Origin of the sequence: Microbacterium foliorum (assembly GCF_003367705.1) — a bacterium.
In the GTDB taxonomy this organism is placed as follows: domain Bacteria; phylum Actinomycetota; class Actinomycetes; order Actinomycetales; family Microbacteriaceae; genus Microbacterium; species Microbacterium foliorum.
In genome coordinates, this window is sequence record NZ_CP031425.1 from 825,440 (window position 1) to 839,054 (window position 13,615).

Annotated in this window: 16 protein-coding genes; 8 read left to right on the forward strand and 8 right to left on the reverse strand. The window is 68.2% G+C overall.

Features of this window, described 5'->3' with window-relative positions:
• Positions 1-206: 206 nt before the first annotated feature.
• The 3 genes from DXT68_RS03755 to DXT68_RS03765 are packed head-to-tail and all read left to right on the forward strand — an operon-like array spanning position 207 to position 2,612.
• Positions 207-1,022: a basic amino acid ABC transporter substrate-binding protein gene (locus tag DXT68_RS03755; protein ID WP_045254738.1), complete on the forward strand. Its 816-nt coding sequence runs from the start codon at positions 207-209 to the stop codon at positions 1,020-1,022.
• A gap of 40 nt (positions 1,023-1,062) precedes the next feature.
• Entirely contained in the window at positions 1,063-1,860 is a 798-nt protein-coding gene (locus DXT68_RS03760; RefSeq protein ID WP_045254737.1) for an amino acid ABC transporter permease, read from the forward strand.
• Positions 1,857-2,612: an amino acid ABC transporter ATP-binding protein gene (locus DXT68_RS03765; RefSeq protein ID WP_045254736.1), complete on the forward strand. Its 756-nt coding sequence runs from the start codon at positions 1,857-1,859 to the stop codon at positions 2,610-2,612. Before DXT68_RS03760 ends, DXT68_RS03765 begins: the two co-directional genes overlap by 4 nt.
• Positions 2,613-2,699: 87 nt before the next feature.
• On the opposite strand, the gene DXT68_RS03770 is transcribed toward DXT68_RS03765, so the two are convergent.
• The 6 genes from DXT68_RS03770 to DXT68_RS03795 form a co-directional block, all read right to left on the reverse strand.
• Positions 2,700-2,879 carry a YegP family protein gene (locus tag DXT68_RS03770; RefSeq protein WP_045254735.1) on the reverse strand — a complete coding sequence of 60 codons (180 nt, stop codon included), beginning with the start codon at positions 2,877-2,879 and terminating at the stop codon, positions 2,700-2,702.
• Positions 2,880-2,964: 85 nt separating this feature from the next.
• Entirely contained in the window at positions 2,965-4,044 is a 1,080-nt protein-coding gene (locus tag DXT68_RS03775) for an ABC transporter ATP-binding protein (protein WP_045254734.1), read from the reverse strand.
• Positions 4,041-4,835, reverse strand: coding sequence for an ABC transporter permease (locus DXT68_RS03780; RefSeq protein ID WP_045254733.1), 795 nt, complete (start codon positions 4,833-4,835; stop codon positions 4,041-4,043). Before DXT68_RS03780 ends, DXT68_RS03775 begins: the two co-directional genes overlap by 4 nt.
• Positions 4,832-5,782 carry an ABC transporter permease gene (locus DXT68_RS03785; RefSeq protein ID WP_244268204.1) on the reverse strand — a complete coding sequence of 317 codons (951 nt, stop codon included), beginning with the start codon at positions 5,780-5,782 and terminating at the stop codon, positions 4,832-4,834. The genes DXT68_RS03780 and DXT68_RS03785 overlap by 4 nt, the downstream gene beginning before the upstream one ends.
• The gene (locus DXT68_RS03790) at positions 5,779-6,924 is read right to left on the reverse strand and encodes an ABC transporter substrate-binding protein (RefSeq protein ID WP_045254731.1); all 1,146 of its coding nucleotides are present in this window, start codon (positions 6,922-6,924) and stop codon (positions 5,779-5,781) included. The genes DXT68_RS03785 and DXT68_RS03790 overlap by 4 nt, the downstream gene beginning before the upstream one ends.
• A 131-nt stretch (positions 6,925-7,055) precedes the next feature.
• Positions 7,056-7,571 (reverse strand): GNAT family N-acetyltransferase, encoded by a 516-nt coding sequence (locus DXT68_RS03795; protein ID WP_045254730.1) that lies wholly within the window; start codon positions 7,569-7,571, stop codon positions 7,056-7,058.
• A 25-nt stretch (positions 7,572-7,596) separates the two neighbouring features.
• Here DXT68_RS03795 and DXT68_RS03800 point away from each other — a divergent pair, with 25 nt between their 5' ends.
• Positions 7,597-8,424: a sulfite exporter TauE/SafE family protein gene (locus DXT68_RS03800; protein ID WP_045254729.1), complete on the forward strand. Its 828-nt coding sequence runs from the start codon at positions 7,597-7,599 to the stop codon at positions 8,422-8,424.
• A 79-nt stretch (positions 8,425-8,503) separates the two neighbouring features.
• Here DXT68_RS03800 and aspS read toward each other — a convergent pair whose 3' ends face one another.
• Positions 8,504-10,285, reverse strand: a complete 1,782-nt coding sequence (gene aspS / locus DXT68_RS03805) for an aspartate--tRNA ligase (RefSeq protein ID WP_045254728.1) — start codon at positions 10,283-10,285, stop codon at positions 8,504-8,506.
• A gap of 137 nt (positions 10,286-10,422) precedes the next feature.
• Between aspS and DXT68_RS03810 the strand changes: the two genes are divergently transcribed.
• Together DXT68_RS03810 and DXT68_RS03815 are read left to right on the forward strand one after the other, a co-directional pair.
• The gene (locus DXT68_RS03810; RefSeq protein ID WP_045254727.1) at positions 10,423-10,797 is read left to right on the forward strand and encodes a DUF5684 domain-containing protein; all 375 of its coding nucleotides are present in this window, start codon (positions 10,423-10,425) and stop codon (positions 10,795-10,797) included.
• Position 10,798: 1 nt separating this feature from the next.
• Positions 10,799-11,428 carry a histidine phosphatase family protein gene (locus DXT68_RS03815; RefSeq protein WP_045254726.1) on the forward strand — a complete coding sequence of 210 codons (630 nt, stop codon included), beginning with the start codon at positions 10,799-10,801 and terminating at the stop codon, positions 11,426-11,428.
• A 60-nt stretch (positions 11,429-11,488) separates the two neighbouring features.
• On the opposite strand, the gene DXT68_RS03820 is transcribed toward DXT68_RS03815, so the two are convergent.
• Entirely contained in the window at positions 11,489-12,403 is a 915-nt protein-coding gene (locus DXT68_RS03820) for an NAD(P)/FAD-dependent oxidoreductase (protein WP_045254725.1), read from the reverse strand.
• Positions 12,404-12,461: 58 nt separating this feature from the next.
• On the opposite strand from DXT68_RS03820, the gene DXT68_RS03825 reads away from it, so the two are divergent.
• Both DXT68_RS03825 and DXT68_RS03830 read left to right on the forward strand, forming a co-directional pair.
• The gene (locus DXT68_RS03825) at positions 12,462-12,866 is read left to right on the forward strand and encodes a MerR family transcriptional regulator (protein ID WP_045254724.1); all 405 of its coding nucleotides are present in this window, start codon (positions 12,462-12,464) and stop codon (positions 12,864-12,866) included.
• Positions 12,867-12,946: 80 nt separating this feature from the next.
• Positions 12,947-13,600: a TlpA family protein disulfide reductase gene (locus DXT68_RS03830; protein ID WP_082068974.1), complete on the forward strand. Its 654-nt coding sequence runs from the start codon at positions 12,947-12,949 to the stop codon at positions 13,598-13,600.
• Positions 13,601-13,615: the final 15 nt, after the last annotated feature.

Sequence of the window (13,615 nt, forward strand, 5' to 3'; positions counted from 1 at the left end):
CTCAGGCAAGGTGAACAATCGGTGCTCCAGGTACCGTGATCGGCGTCGCGATCCGAGCTGTAACACGGCCGTCATATTCGGTCACACTTGCAACACAAATGTGATCCGCAGAACACTGCCCGGGGCGGGCTCGGCAGGAGCGCGCGTGTTTAGATGTTCTCCTACCCGCCCGTGAGCAACACACCCCTCACTTTTCAGGAGCTGACATGCAGCGTCGCAACATCATCGCCGGGATCGCGCTCGCCGCGACCGCCACCCTCGCCCTTGCCGGTTGTGCGGGCGGCGCAGGAAGCGGCGGATCCGGTGAGCCGGCGGCGGGCGACGAGTACGACCTCGTCGAGGCCGGCACGCTCACGGTCTGCTCCGACATCCCGTACGCGCCCTTCGAGTTCGAGGGCGGCGACAACGGCACCGGGTACACCGGCTTCGACATCGACCTGCTCGACGCGATCGCGAAGGAGCTCGACCTGAAGCTCGCGGTGCAGGACGTCGGCTTCGACGCGCTGCAGTCCGGCACCACGCTCGCGGCCGGCACCTGCGATGTCGGGGCGTCGGCGATGACGATCAACGACGAGCGCAAAGCGAACATCGATTTCTCTGATCCTTACGTGGATTCGATGCAGTCCCTGTTGGTCCGAACCGATTCCGGCATTAAGTCGATCGACGACCTGTCGGGCAAGAACGTCGGTGTGCAGCAGGGCACCACGGGCGAGTCGTACGCGACCGAGAATGCCAAGGGCGCGGAGCTCGTCCAGTACCCCTCCGACGGCGAGTTGTGGCCGGCGATGCAGGCGGGGCAGATCGATGCCATCCTTCAGGACCAGCCCGTGAACTACGTTCACGAGCAGGCCGACTCTGCATACAAGATCGTCGAGACTTACGCCACCGATGAGTCCTATGGCTTTGCTTTCGCAAAGGGCGAAAAAGATGCGCTCATTGAGGCGGTCAATACGGCTCTCCAGGATCTCCGGGATGACGGCACGTACCAGGAGATCTTTGACAAGTATCTTGCGGTGAAGTGACCGGGTCCGGACTGGAGCTGGAACAGAGAGGACCTTGACAATGGCGTTGAGGCGCACCACGAAGAGCAAGCTGTACCGGTACACCGTCTACGCGGTGCTGATCGCGATCGTCGTCTGGGCGGCGGTCAGCACCGACTGGGCGAAGATCGGGCCGCTGTTCTTCAACCCCGAGATCGCGGCGAAGATGTTCCCCGGGATCATCACGACCGCACTCGTCAACACGCTGTGGTTCACCGCTGTCGCGTTCGTCGCCGGGCTCCTGCTGGGGGTCGTGCTCGCGCTGCTGAAGCTGTCGAGCATCGGGCCGTTCCGATGGATCGCCACGGCCTGGATCGAGCTGTTCCGCGGGCTTCCCGCGATCCTCACGATCTTCGGCGTGGCCTTCATCCTACCGATCGCACTGGGCATCTCGGGGCGTGACCTCGGCGGTCCGGTCGTGCTCGGTCTCGTCGGCCTCATCCTCGTCGCGTCGGCGTACATGGCCGAGACGATCCGCGCCGGCATCCAGGCGGTCCCGAAGGGGCAGACCGAGGCTGCGCGCTCGCTCGGCATGTCTCCGATGAAGACCACGTTCTGGATCATCGTGCCGCAGGGATTCCGCATCATCATCCCGCCGCTCACGAATGAGTTCGTGCTGCTGCTGAAGGACACGTCGCTGCTCTTCGTCGCGGGAACGTTCATCTGGTCGAAGGAGCTCACCAACTTCGCCCGAGACGCCGCGACGCAGAACACGAACGCGACGCCGCTGATCATGGCGGCGATCCTGTACCTGATCGTGACGATCCCCCTCACGCGCTTCAGCGCGTACCTGGAACGACGGATGGCGAAGCAGCGATGATCACCGATCTGATTGATGTCCACGCTCCGGCGATCGACCTGCAGGGGCTCGTCAAGAGCTTCGGCGACAACGAGGTGCTCAAAGGCATCGACCTCACCGTCACCGCGGGCGAGGTGGTCTGCATCATCGGCCCCTCCGGCTCCGGCAAGTCGACGCTGCTGCGCTCGGTGAACCTGCTCGAAGAGCCGACAGGCGGCAAGGTGCTGATCGAGGGGATCGACATCACCGACCCCGACGTCGACATCGACCGGGTGCGCACACGCATCGGCATGGTGTTCCAGAGCTTCAACCTGTTCCCGCACCTCGATGTGATGGGCAACCTCATGATCGCGCAGCAGCGCGTGAAGAAGCGCTCCAAGGCCGAGGCCGAGAAGATCGCGAAGGAGATGCTGGGGCGTGTCGGACTCGCCGAGAAGGCGGACGCTTTCCCCGGTCACCTGTCGGGCGGCCAGCAGCAGCGCGTCGCGATCGCCCGCGCGTTGTGCATGAATCCCGACATGATGCTGTTCGACGAGCCGACGTCGGCCCTCGATCCCGAGCTGGTGGGCGAAGTGCTGCAGGTCATGCGCTCGCTCGCCGACGAGGGGATGACGATGCTCGTCGTCACGCACGAGATGGGCTTCGCCCGGGAGGTGGGGTCGCGCCTGATCTTCATGGACGGCGGACACATCGTCGAAGAGGGTGACCCGCGTGAGGTGCTCGCCAACCCGCAGCATCCGCGCACGCAGGACTTCCTGGCTCGCGTGCTCTGAGCCGCGGTCGAACGGCCCTCACCATACACAGACCCCCTCCTGCGCGATGTACAGGAGGGGGTCTGTGTGTGCGGTGCGGAGTCGCGGTCAGTCGAGTTCGACGACCGTGGCTCCCGGCGCGTTGGTCTTCACCGACTCGACGCCGTTCTTCGCGGCGGACAGCGTGGTGTAGCTCTCGCTCGACGCGATGACCTCGCCGTTGCCGGCCTTCAGCCGGAACCGATGACCACCGGCGCTGTCGGTGTACAGCTCGAACTTGCCTGCCATGAGGTGTCCTTTCTCGACGGTGAGGAGGGAACGAGGCCCTCGAGCATCACGGTATCTCGGAGTACCGGCCAGCGATAGGGCTCGCTCAACCCCGTGGATGCACGGCGACCGGCTCGGGGGCGACCGCGATCCGCACGTGATCGCCGAACGCGGGGTGGATGCCGGGGGCGTGCTGCAGCCGCACCAGCTCACCCGACTCGGTGCGCACGAGCGTGCGGCGCATGCTGCCGAGGAACGTGCTCTCCTGCACGAGCGCGTCCGTCGCGGCATCCGCCTCGGACGCGAAGTGCACGTTCTCGGGCCGAAGGAACACATCGACGGGACCGTCGGCCGGCGAACGCAGGGGCAGCCGCTGTCCCCACACCACGACGTGATCTCCCTCGGCGACGCCGGAGACGATGCTGGAGAGACCGACGAATGCCGCCACTCCCGCTGTCGACGGCGACGTGTACAGCTGCTCGGGGGTGCCGATCTGCTCGATCATGCCCGCGTTCATCACCGCGATCCGATCCGACACCGCCAGCGCCTCCTCCTGGTCGTGGGTGACGAAGACGGTGGTGATGCCGAGGCGCAGCTGGATCCGACGGATCTCGTCGCGCAGCTGCACACGCACCTTCGCGTCGAGGGCCGACAGCGGCTCGTCGAGCAGCAGCACCTTGGGCTCCGTCACCAATGCGCGGGCGAGCGCCACGCGCTGCTGCTGCCCGCCCGACAGCTGGTGCGGGAAGCGATCGGCGAAGTCGGCGAGTCCGACGAGGGCGAGGGCATCGAGGGCGCGCGCGGCGGCATCCGCTTTGCCGACACCACGGCGGCGGAGACCGAAGGCCGTGTTCTCGACCACCCGCAGATGCGGGAAGAGCGAGTACGACTGGAAGACCATGCCGATGTCGCGCTTGTTGGTGGGCACGCGGGAGACGTCGCTTCCGCCGAGGAGCACAGCGCCGCCGTCGAGGCCCTCGAGCCCGGCCAGCACGCGCAGGAGGGTCGTCTTTCCGCACCCGGACGGGCCGAGCAGCGACACGAACTCGCCCGGCGCGATGTCGAGGTCGACGCCGTGCAGCACGGTGGTGCCGGAGTAGCTCTTCACGATGCCCTGCAGCTGCACGCGAGTGCCCTCGCCGGCTTCGGCGAGCAGCGTGTTGTCGGCGGTCTCGGGGAGGGTCATGACTGGGCCTTTCGGGTGCCGCGGGCGACGCGGCCGATGAGGAGCAGGAGCAGGAAGACGAACAGCAGAGCCAGCAGCGTGAAGATCGCGGGAGCGTAGGGATCCTGCTTGTTCACGACGACCATGGCGGTCTGGAACACCTGGCGGTTCAGCAGCGAGGCGATCGTGAACTCGCCGAGCACGACGGCGATCGAGATGAGCGAGGCCGCCAGCAGTCCCTGACGCAGGTTCGGTGCGAGGACCTTGAGCACCACGGTCGGCCAGCTCGCGCCCAGGGAACGCGCGGCCTCGGCGAGCGTGCGCAGATCGGCGGCGTCTATCGATGCCTGGATCGAGCGATAGGCGAACGGGAGAACCGTGATGCCGTAGGCGAAGGCGAGCGTCCAGGTGCCGGTGCCGAGCGTGCGGCCGATCTGGAGGTAGATGGGTGCGAGCCCGACCACGAGCACGATCGCGGGGATCGAGATCGGCAGCAGCACGGCGAACTCGAAGGCGGGGCGGAGCCTGCCGAAGCGCAGGTTCACCAGGATCATGGTCGGTGCGAGCAGCAGGAGAACGATCGCCACCGTGACGAGGGCGAGGACGAGCGAGTTGCCCAGCCCCATCCAGATCGGTCGGATCGCGGCGGACTTCGCCGGGTCGAACAGGGCCGCCCAGCGTTCGAAGCCGAGGCTGCCGTCGGTCTGGCGCAGCGTGTAGAGAAAGGTCGAGATCAGCGGGATCGCGAAGAAGGCTCCGACGAGGATGCCGATGATCCACCGGGTCACGGGGGAGGGAGCGAGACGGTTCACGACTGCCACCTCGCTGCGCGACGCTGGATGAGCGAGTAGAGGGCCATGACGACTCCGACGATGACGATCATGCCGAGCGCGAGAGCGCCGGCGAGGTTCTCTCGACCCAGCACTGTCTCACTCGTCAGCGCCGCGCGGATCTGCAGCGGCACGATCTGCGAACCCTGGCTGGCGAGGGCGGCGGCGGTCGCGTACGACGAGAACGCGTTGGCGAACAGCAGCAGCAGGCTGGCCAGGAACGACGGGGCGAGCACCGGGATGCCGATGCGCAGCCAGAAGCTGGAGCGGGTGCCGCCCAGCGTGAGGTTCGCCTCGGCCCACTGCGGCTTGAGCGCGGCGAGGGCGGGCATGAAGGTGATCACCATGAGCGGGATCTGGAAGTAGATGTAAGGCAGGATCAGACCCGGCAGCTCGTAGAGCCAGGTGCCGTTCGCGAAGATGTCGATGCCGAACGCGTCCTGCAGGAACAGCTTCAGCACGCCCTGGATGCCGATCGTGGCGATGAAGGCGAACGCGAGCATGACACCGCCGAACTGGGCGAGCACGCCCGCTGCGGCATCCACCGTCGAGCGGACGACGCCCTCGGGGTTCATGCCGAGGAGGGCATAGCAGACGAGGGCCCCGACGATCGCGCCGACCACGGCGGTCAGCAGCGACAGCCCGGCGGAGTTCGCGAAGGTGGTGAGCACGACGGGATCGACCAGAGCCGACACGTTGCCGAGGGTGAAGGCGCCGTCCTTCGTGAAGAACCCCGAGCCGATGGCCAGAACGGTCGGCACGGCGAGGAACAGCAGCACATACGCGGCGAAGGGCACGAGCCCCAACCAGGCGGCGGACGGCGCGGAGCGCTGGGCCCGCGACGTCGTCGCGGACCCAGCGCTGTGCGCTGCGGGGGAGACGGGGGCGGATGCCGTGGCATCCGCCCCCGCAGCGGTGGCAGTGGTCACTGGACCGCCGCTGCCCACTTCTCGCCGAGCAGCGTGCCGGCGTTCGTCGACTGCTCCTCGGTCGGCACGACCGTCTCGCTCGGGACCTCGGGCAGGGCCGCGGCCAGGTCGGCGTCGATCGTGCCGGCCTCTGTCATGGCCTCCATGCGCGCGGGGCGTGCGCCGCCCTTGAGCCACAGGTTCTGCACCTCATCGCTGTAGAGGAACTCCTGCCACAGGCGTGCGGCTGCCGGGTTCGGGGCATCCTTGTTGATGGCCTGGTTGTAGTAGCCCGCGTATCCGGTGCCGTCGAGGACGACGACCTTCCAGTTCTTGTTGTCTGCCGCGTGCGCGGCGTTCAGGTAGTCCCAGTCGAAGACGACCGGCGTCTCGCCGCTCGCGACGGTCGCCGTGGTGACGTCGACCTTGAGCAGGTTGCCCGCCTTCTGCAGGTCGGCGAAGAAGTCGATGCCGGGCTGGAAGTCGTCGAGCGTGCCGTCGGACTGTACGGTCGCGAGGCCCACGGCCGCGAACGCCGCGCCTGCCTGCGTAGGGTCGCCGTTGATGGCGACCGCACCCTTGTAGGCCGCGTCCTTCAGGTCGTCGAGGGTCTTCGGGGCGTCGAACTTCGACGAGTCGTAGCCGATCGACATGTACCCGCCGTAGTCGCCGACGAACAGGCCGGTCGGCTCCTTGAGCTCCTCCGGGATCTCGTCCCACGTCTGCACCTGGTACGGCGCGAACACGTCGGTGTTCTGCAGGGCGACCGCCAGACCGAGGTCGAACACGTCGGGCGCGGTGTCCAGGCCCTCGTTCGTCTTCGCCGCCTGGATCTCCTCGGCGCTCGAGACGTCGGGCGAAGCCTCGTTGACCGTGATCTCCGGGTACTTCTCGGTGAAGAGATCGATGATCTCGCCGTAGTTCGCCCAGTCCCGCGGAAGCGCGATGACGTTGAGCTGGCCCTCGGCCTTCGCGGCGGTCTCGAGGTCGGCGAACGAGCCGAAGTCGTCGACCGACGTCGCAGCGGCGGCGTCGACGGCATCGCCCTCGCCGGCGGCGGCGGGGGTCTCTGCCCCTGTGGCGCAGGCGGTGAGACCGAGCGCAGCGGCGGTGAACAGGGCGATGCCCGCGCCGATGCGCGCGCGGCGGTGGAAGTTGGTCATCAGGATCCTCTCGGTGCCCGGCGTTGCGCGCCGGATTCGGGTTGCGAGAGGACACTATGAGCCGCGGGTTGCCGATCAGACCTGGGCCGGTGAACGAGAGGTGGCCGGGATGTGGCGGATGGAAGCAGGCCTCAGCCGCGGGGCACCTGATATTTGAACCCGACGTGCGAGCCCACGTATCCCAGTCGCTCGTAGAACCGATGCGCGTCGGCGCGGGCGGCGTCCGAGGTGAGCTGCACCATCGCCGCCCCCAGGGCCGGCGCCGCATCGTCGGAGACCCAGCGCATGACGGCGGAGCCGATGCCCGACGAGCGCAGATCGCTGCGTACGCGCACGGCCTCGACGAGCAGGCGTCTCGCACCGCGTCGCGCCATGCCGGGGATCGAGGTGAGCTGCAGGGTGCCGACGACGGCTCCGTCGAGCTCGACCACGAGCAGATCGTTCGACGGGTCGGCGAGGATCTCCTCGAGAGCCGATGCGTAGGCGGGGCGGTCCTCGACGGACGCGACGTCGCCGCGCGATGCGCTGATCGGGTCGTCCGAGAGCAGGGTGATCACGGCATCCGTGTCGTCGACGACGGCTCTGCGCAGGGTCGCGGCGCCCGCTCGGGAATCGATGGGGAAGGGCAGGGCGAGAGCGTCGAGCATGCTCTCAGTCTGACATCCTGGACCGATGGACATCGGCAGTGTGCTCGGGCTCGAGCAGCTCACCTGGGGCACGCTGATCCTCGTGATCGTCGCGGCATTCGCCGCGGGGTGGATCGATGCGGTCGTGGGTGGCGGCGGGTTGCTGCAGCTGCCCGCGCTGCTGTTGATCCCCGGCATGTCACCGATCCAGGCGCTCGCCACCAACAAGCTCGCCTCCGTGTTCGGCACTGCCACCAGCAGCGTGACGTACTACCGGCGGGCGAAGCCCGACATACGCACCGCTCTGCCGATGGCGGTGATCGCCCTCGTCGGCTCGTTCGGGGGAGCGGCCGTCGCCACCGTGCTGCCCGCTGCGGCGTTCAAGCCGATCATCGTCGTGGCGCTTCTCGCCGTCGCGCTGTTCACCGCCTTCCGGCCGCAGATGGGGGCCGCCACGATGCTGCGCTTCAGCGGCCACCGGCACCACATCATGGCCGGACTGTCGGGGCTCGTGATCGGCTTCTACGACGGGCTCATCGGCCCCGGCACCGGGACGTTCCTGGTGATCTCGCTCGTCGCGCTGCTCGGCTACGACTTTCTGCAGGCGAGCGCCAAGGCGAAGATCGTGAACCTCGCCACGAACGCCGGCGCCCTGCTGCTGTTCATCCCGCACGGTGCGGTGCTGTGGCTGCTCGGCGGCATCCTCGCCGTCGCGAACGTCGCGGGCAGCTACCTCGGATCCCGTATGGCGATCTCGAAGGGAGCGCGATTCATCCGCGTCGTCTTCCTCGCCGTCGTCGTCGTGCTGATCGCGAAGCTCGGCGTCGACGTGTGGAACGAGAACATCGCTCCCGCTCTCGCCGCCCTGCGGTGAGACGGCGCGCCGCGGCACGGCGGCGCACAGCGAAGAGGCCCCCTCCCGCGTGAGCGGAAGAGGGCCTCCTGGTGCGAGGTCAGGCCTCGTCGTCCTCGGGCTCGTAGTCGACGCCGGCCTCGGCGCGCTGCTCGGGCGTGATCGGAGCCGGCGCGGCGGTCAGCGGGTCGAAGCCGTTGCCGGACTTCGGGAACGCGATGACGTCGCGGATCGACTCGGTCTTCGTCAGGTGCTGCAGCACGCGGTCCATGCCGAGCGCGATCCCGCCGTGCGGGGGAGCGCCGAACTTGAACGCGTCGAGCAGGAAGCCGAACTGCTCCTGCGCGACCTCGTCGCTGATGCCCATGACCTCGAACACGCGCTTCTGCACGTCTTCGCGATGGATGCGGATCGATCCGCCGCCGAGCTCGGAGCCGTTGCAGACGATGTCGTACGCGTAGGCGAGAGCGGATCCGGGGTCGGTGTCGAACGTGTCCTGGAACTCCGGCTTGGGGCCGGTGAACGCGTGGTGCACGGCGGTCCAGGCTCCGGCGCCGACGGCGACGTCACCGGATGCGACGGCATCCGCTGCTGGCTCGAACATCGGGGCGTCGACGACCCACGTGAACGCGAACTCGTCGGGGCTCAGCAGACCCAGGCGACGGCCGATCTCGACGCGGGCGGCGCCGAGCAGCGCGCGGCTCTCCTTCGTCGACCCTGCGGCGAAGAACACGCAGTCACCGGCGGAGGCGCCGACGAACTCGGCGAGTCCGGCCTGCTCGGCCTCCGACAGGTTCTTGGCGGCGGGGCCGCCGAGCGAGCCGTCCTCGTTGAAGAGCACGTAGGCGAGGCCGCGGGCTCCACGCTGCTTCGCCCAGTCCTGCCACGCGTCGAGCTGCTTGCGGGGCTGCGAGGCGCCGCCGGGCATGCGCACGGCGCCCACGTACTCGGCCTGGAAGACGCGGAACGGCGTCTCGGCGAAGTACTCGGTGGCCTCGACCAGCTCGAGTCCGAAGCGCAGGTCGGGCTTGTCGGAGCCGTACTTGGCCATCGCGTCGGCGTAGGTCATGCGCGGCAGCGGGGTCTGCACCTCGACGCCGATCGTCTTCCACATCGCCTGGATGAGCGACTCCATCAGGGTGATGACGTCTTCCTGGTCGACGAAGCTCATCTCGATGTCGAGCTGCGTGAACTCCGGCTGGCGGTCGGCGCGGAAGTCCTCGTCGCGGTAGCAGCGCGCGATCTGGTAATACTTCTCGACACCGCCGACCATGAGCAGCTGCTTGAACAGCTGCGGCGACTGCGGCAGGGCGTACCAGCTGCCCGGGTGCAGACGCGCGGGCACGACGAAGTCGCGAGCGCCCTCGGGGGTCGAACGGGTGAGGGTCGGCGTCTCGACCTCGGTGAAGTCCTCGCCGTGCAGCACATCGCGCACGGACTTGTAGACGTTCGAGCGCAGACGCAGAGCGGATGCCGCGGCGGGGCGACGCAGGTCGAGGTAGCGGTACTTGAGGCGCGCCTCTTCACCCACCGTCTCGGTGTCGGCCACAGCCGTGGACACCTGGAACGGCAGGGGGGCCGACTCGTTCAGAACCTCGACGTCGGTCGCGATGAGCTCGATCTCGCCGGTCGGCAGGTTCGGGTTCGCGTTGCCGTCGGGGCGGCGCGACACCTCGCCGGTGACCTTGAGCACGAACTCGTTGCGCAGCGGGTGCGCGATCTCCTCGTCGCGGATGACGACCTGGGCGATGCCCGATGCATCCCGCAGATCGATGAACGCGACTCCTCCGTGATCACGACGGCGATCGACCCAACCCGAGAGGGTGACGGTCTGACCGATATGCTCGGCTCGCAGTGAGCCTGCCGAGTGGGTGCGAAGCACGGAGGATTCCTTCTGTTCTGGGAGATGATGAACCCGCCCAGTCTACGGGGGCGGGTGCGGGGACTCGGGCGCGGGCGTCCTGCCTCCCCCTGCGGCGGCATATCGGTCAGTAGGATCGCCACGACGGAAAGGCACGCATGGACTCCAACGGAATCTCCGACCTGTACGCATCGATCTTCTCGGGAACCTCGGGGCTGATCGTCCTGGCCTTCTACATCCTGGTCGTGATCGGCCTCTGGAAGGTCTTCACGAAGGCCGGATACCCCGGCATCCTCGCGCTCGTCCCCTTCGTGAACGTCATCTTCCTCGTGAAGATCGCCGGGATGTCGGGATGGCTCGCACTGCTCTACCTGATCCCGATCGTGGGGTTCATCTTCGGCATCTTCGTCGCCATCCGGATGGGCGAGCGCTTCGGCAAGGGCGGGCTGTTCTCGTTCTTCCTCCTGTTCGTCTTCCCGTACATCGGATATCTGATCCTGGGCTTCGGCGAGTCCCGCTACCGACAGGTCTGACATGGTGGCGTCGCGACTGCACCTCGTCCGCCACGGAGAGGTGCACAACCCGAAGCGCGTCCTCTACGGGCGGCTGCCCGATTACCAACTGAGCAAGGCCGGTCGGACGATGGCGCAGGCGGCCGCCGACCACGTCGCCGGACTCGGCCGGGAGGTGACGACGCTCTACGCCTCCCCGCTGGAGCGGGCGCAGGAATCCGCCGAACCGTTCGCCGCACGATTCGATCTGGTGCCCGAGATCGACATCCGTCTGATCGAGCCGACGAACGTGTTCGAGGGCACGCAGATGAAGCGCTCGCTGATGAACCCGTTCAACTGGTGGCACCTGCGTCAGCCGTCGCTGCCGAGCTGGGGCGAGCCGTACACCTCGATCGCCGAACGCATGCTGGGCCTGATGGCCGAGGCTTGGCGGTCTGTCGACGGCGGCGACCTGGTGATGGTGTCGCACCAGGCGCCGATCTGGATCACGCACCTCCGGGTGGCGGGTCTGCCGTTGCAGCACGACCCTCGCACCCGGCGATGCGCGCTCTCGAGCGTCACCTCGTTCGAGCTCGTCGGCGATGTGTGGCGAGAGGTCGCCTACGCGGAGCCCGCCGCGACCGGCGGCGCGATCGACGTCGGGGCGGTCTGACCGCGCCCTCCGCCCGCCGAGCGGCGCGGATGCAGGTGCAGGTGCAGGTGCAGGTGCAGGTCAGTGTGCGATGAGTGACTGGATGACGCCGATCGCCGCGATCTGACCGGCGGCGGACGCCAGCAGCACCGAGGCCATCGGTCCCGGCAGCGAGGCTCGGTGCGCGAGATCTCCGGCGGCGAAGACCCCGGGCAGCGAGGTGCGACCGAAGTCGTCGATCTCGATCGACCCGGACGGCAGCATCCGCAGGGCGAGGTCATCGACGAACGGCGCGCGCTGGCGGAGCGTGCCGGATGCCACGAAGACGCCGGCCACGCTCTGCTCGCCACCGGACGCGGTCGAGATGCGCACGCCGTCGTCCTCCGCGGCGACGGAGGCCACGGGCTCCGTGCTCGCCGTCGCGCCGAGTCGTTCGAGCAGCTGCGCCTCCTCCGCGGTGAAGCGCTCGTCGATCGGGTAGACCGTGATGTCTCCGACGATGCGACCGAGCAGTCCGATCAGGTGCTCGGCACGCGCGACGGGGCCGAGGATGCCGATCGGGCGGCCGGCGTGCTCGTGCCCGTCGCAGAACGGGCAGGCGAAGGCCTTCAGCCCCCACAGCTGCTGCAGGCCGGGGACGGCAGGGAGGTCATCGGCGACTCCCGTCGCGAGGATGACGCGTCGGGCCTCGACGCTGTCGCCGTCGGTGAGGAGCACCGTGAAGTCCCCGTCGGCACCTCCGTCTGCGCGGGTCACGCTCTGCGCGCCGACGTCGCGGATCTCGACATCCGTGTAGGCGGCGAGTTCCGTCCTGGCGACGGCGCGGAAGTCCGCGGGAGCCGCGCCGTCGTTCGTGATCACGTTGTGCATGTGCTGCACCGTGCCGTTGCGGTACTCGCCCGAGTCCAGCAGCAGCGTCGACCGATGCATCCGTCCGAGTGTGAGTGCCGCCTGCAGGCCGGCGGGTCCTGCGCCGATGACGATCGCGTCGTACATGTGGGTCCTTCCGAAGGGCTCGCTTGCTTTCGAGCTCAGTCTGTGACTTCATGTCAACATGAAGTCAAGCGCGCAGAACCCCTGGTCCGTCGGCGAGGTCGCCGCGCGGTTCGATCTGCCGACCAACGTGCTGAGGCACTGGGAGTCGGTCGGGCTTCTGCGGCCCGCACGCGACGCCGCGGGCCGGCGGCGGTACGGCGAAGACGACGTCGTGCAGGTCGCCGTGATCCAGCGCAGCAAGGCTGCGGGCATGACCCTCGAGCAGATCGCGGTGCTGCTCGACGACAGCGCCCGGGGTCGGCACGAGGTGCTGCAGCGGCACCTCGACGACCTGGATCGTCGGATGGAGGAGATGCGGCGCTCGCGGGAGATCACCGAGCACGCGATGAACTGCCGGGCGCACGACATCACGAGCTGTCCGCGCTTCCGCGCCGGCGTCGAAGACGTGCTGGCGCGCTTCTGACAGGGGGGTCATCCCGGCTCGCGCCGGACCCGCACGAGCGCCCGGCCCATGCATAGGAACCCCCGCGTAAACTGGGAATCGTGCCACTCGCCTCGACGGTTCCTCCGATCCGCAGCGGCCGCCCCTCCCGCATCCGGCCCGTCCGCCGGTCGGTCGGTGTCGCGCTCGCCGCGGTGCTCGCCATCGGTCTGAGCGCATGCGCTCCCGATCCCGTGAACGACTCGTTCCTCAGCGGAGACAACCCCGGATACGTGGCCGCCGACGGCGCGATCGTCGAGATCCCCGTCGCGGAACGCGGCGAGCCCGTCACGGCGTTCGGCGGCGTGACGGAAGACGGCGAGGACTTCGACAGCGCCGAGCTGGCGGGCAAGGTCACGGTCGTGAACTTCTGGTACGCCGGCTGCGCCCCGTGCCGCGTCGAGGCCGAAGACCTCGAGACCGTGTGGCAGGAGCAGGGCGGCGACGGCGTCGCCTTCCTCGGCATCAACACCCGCGATCAGGCCGACACGGCCAAGGCGTTCTCCGCCGAGTTCGGCGTGACCTACCCGAGCCTGATCGATGTCGACACCGCCGAGGCGAAGCTCGCATTCGCGGCCTCCGTGCCGATCCAGGCGACGCCGACGACTCTGGTGCTCGACAAGCAGGGCAGGGTCGCCGCGCGCATCATCGGGCCCATCGACGGCACGTCGATCCTCTCGACGCTCGTCAAGGACGCGCTCGCGGAGGACTCGTGATCCTCCCGGGAGCGG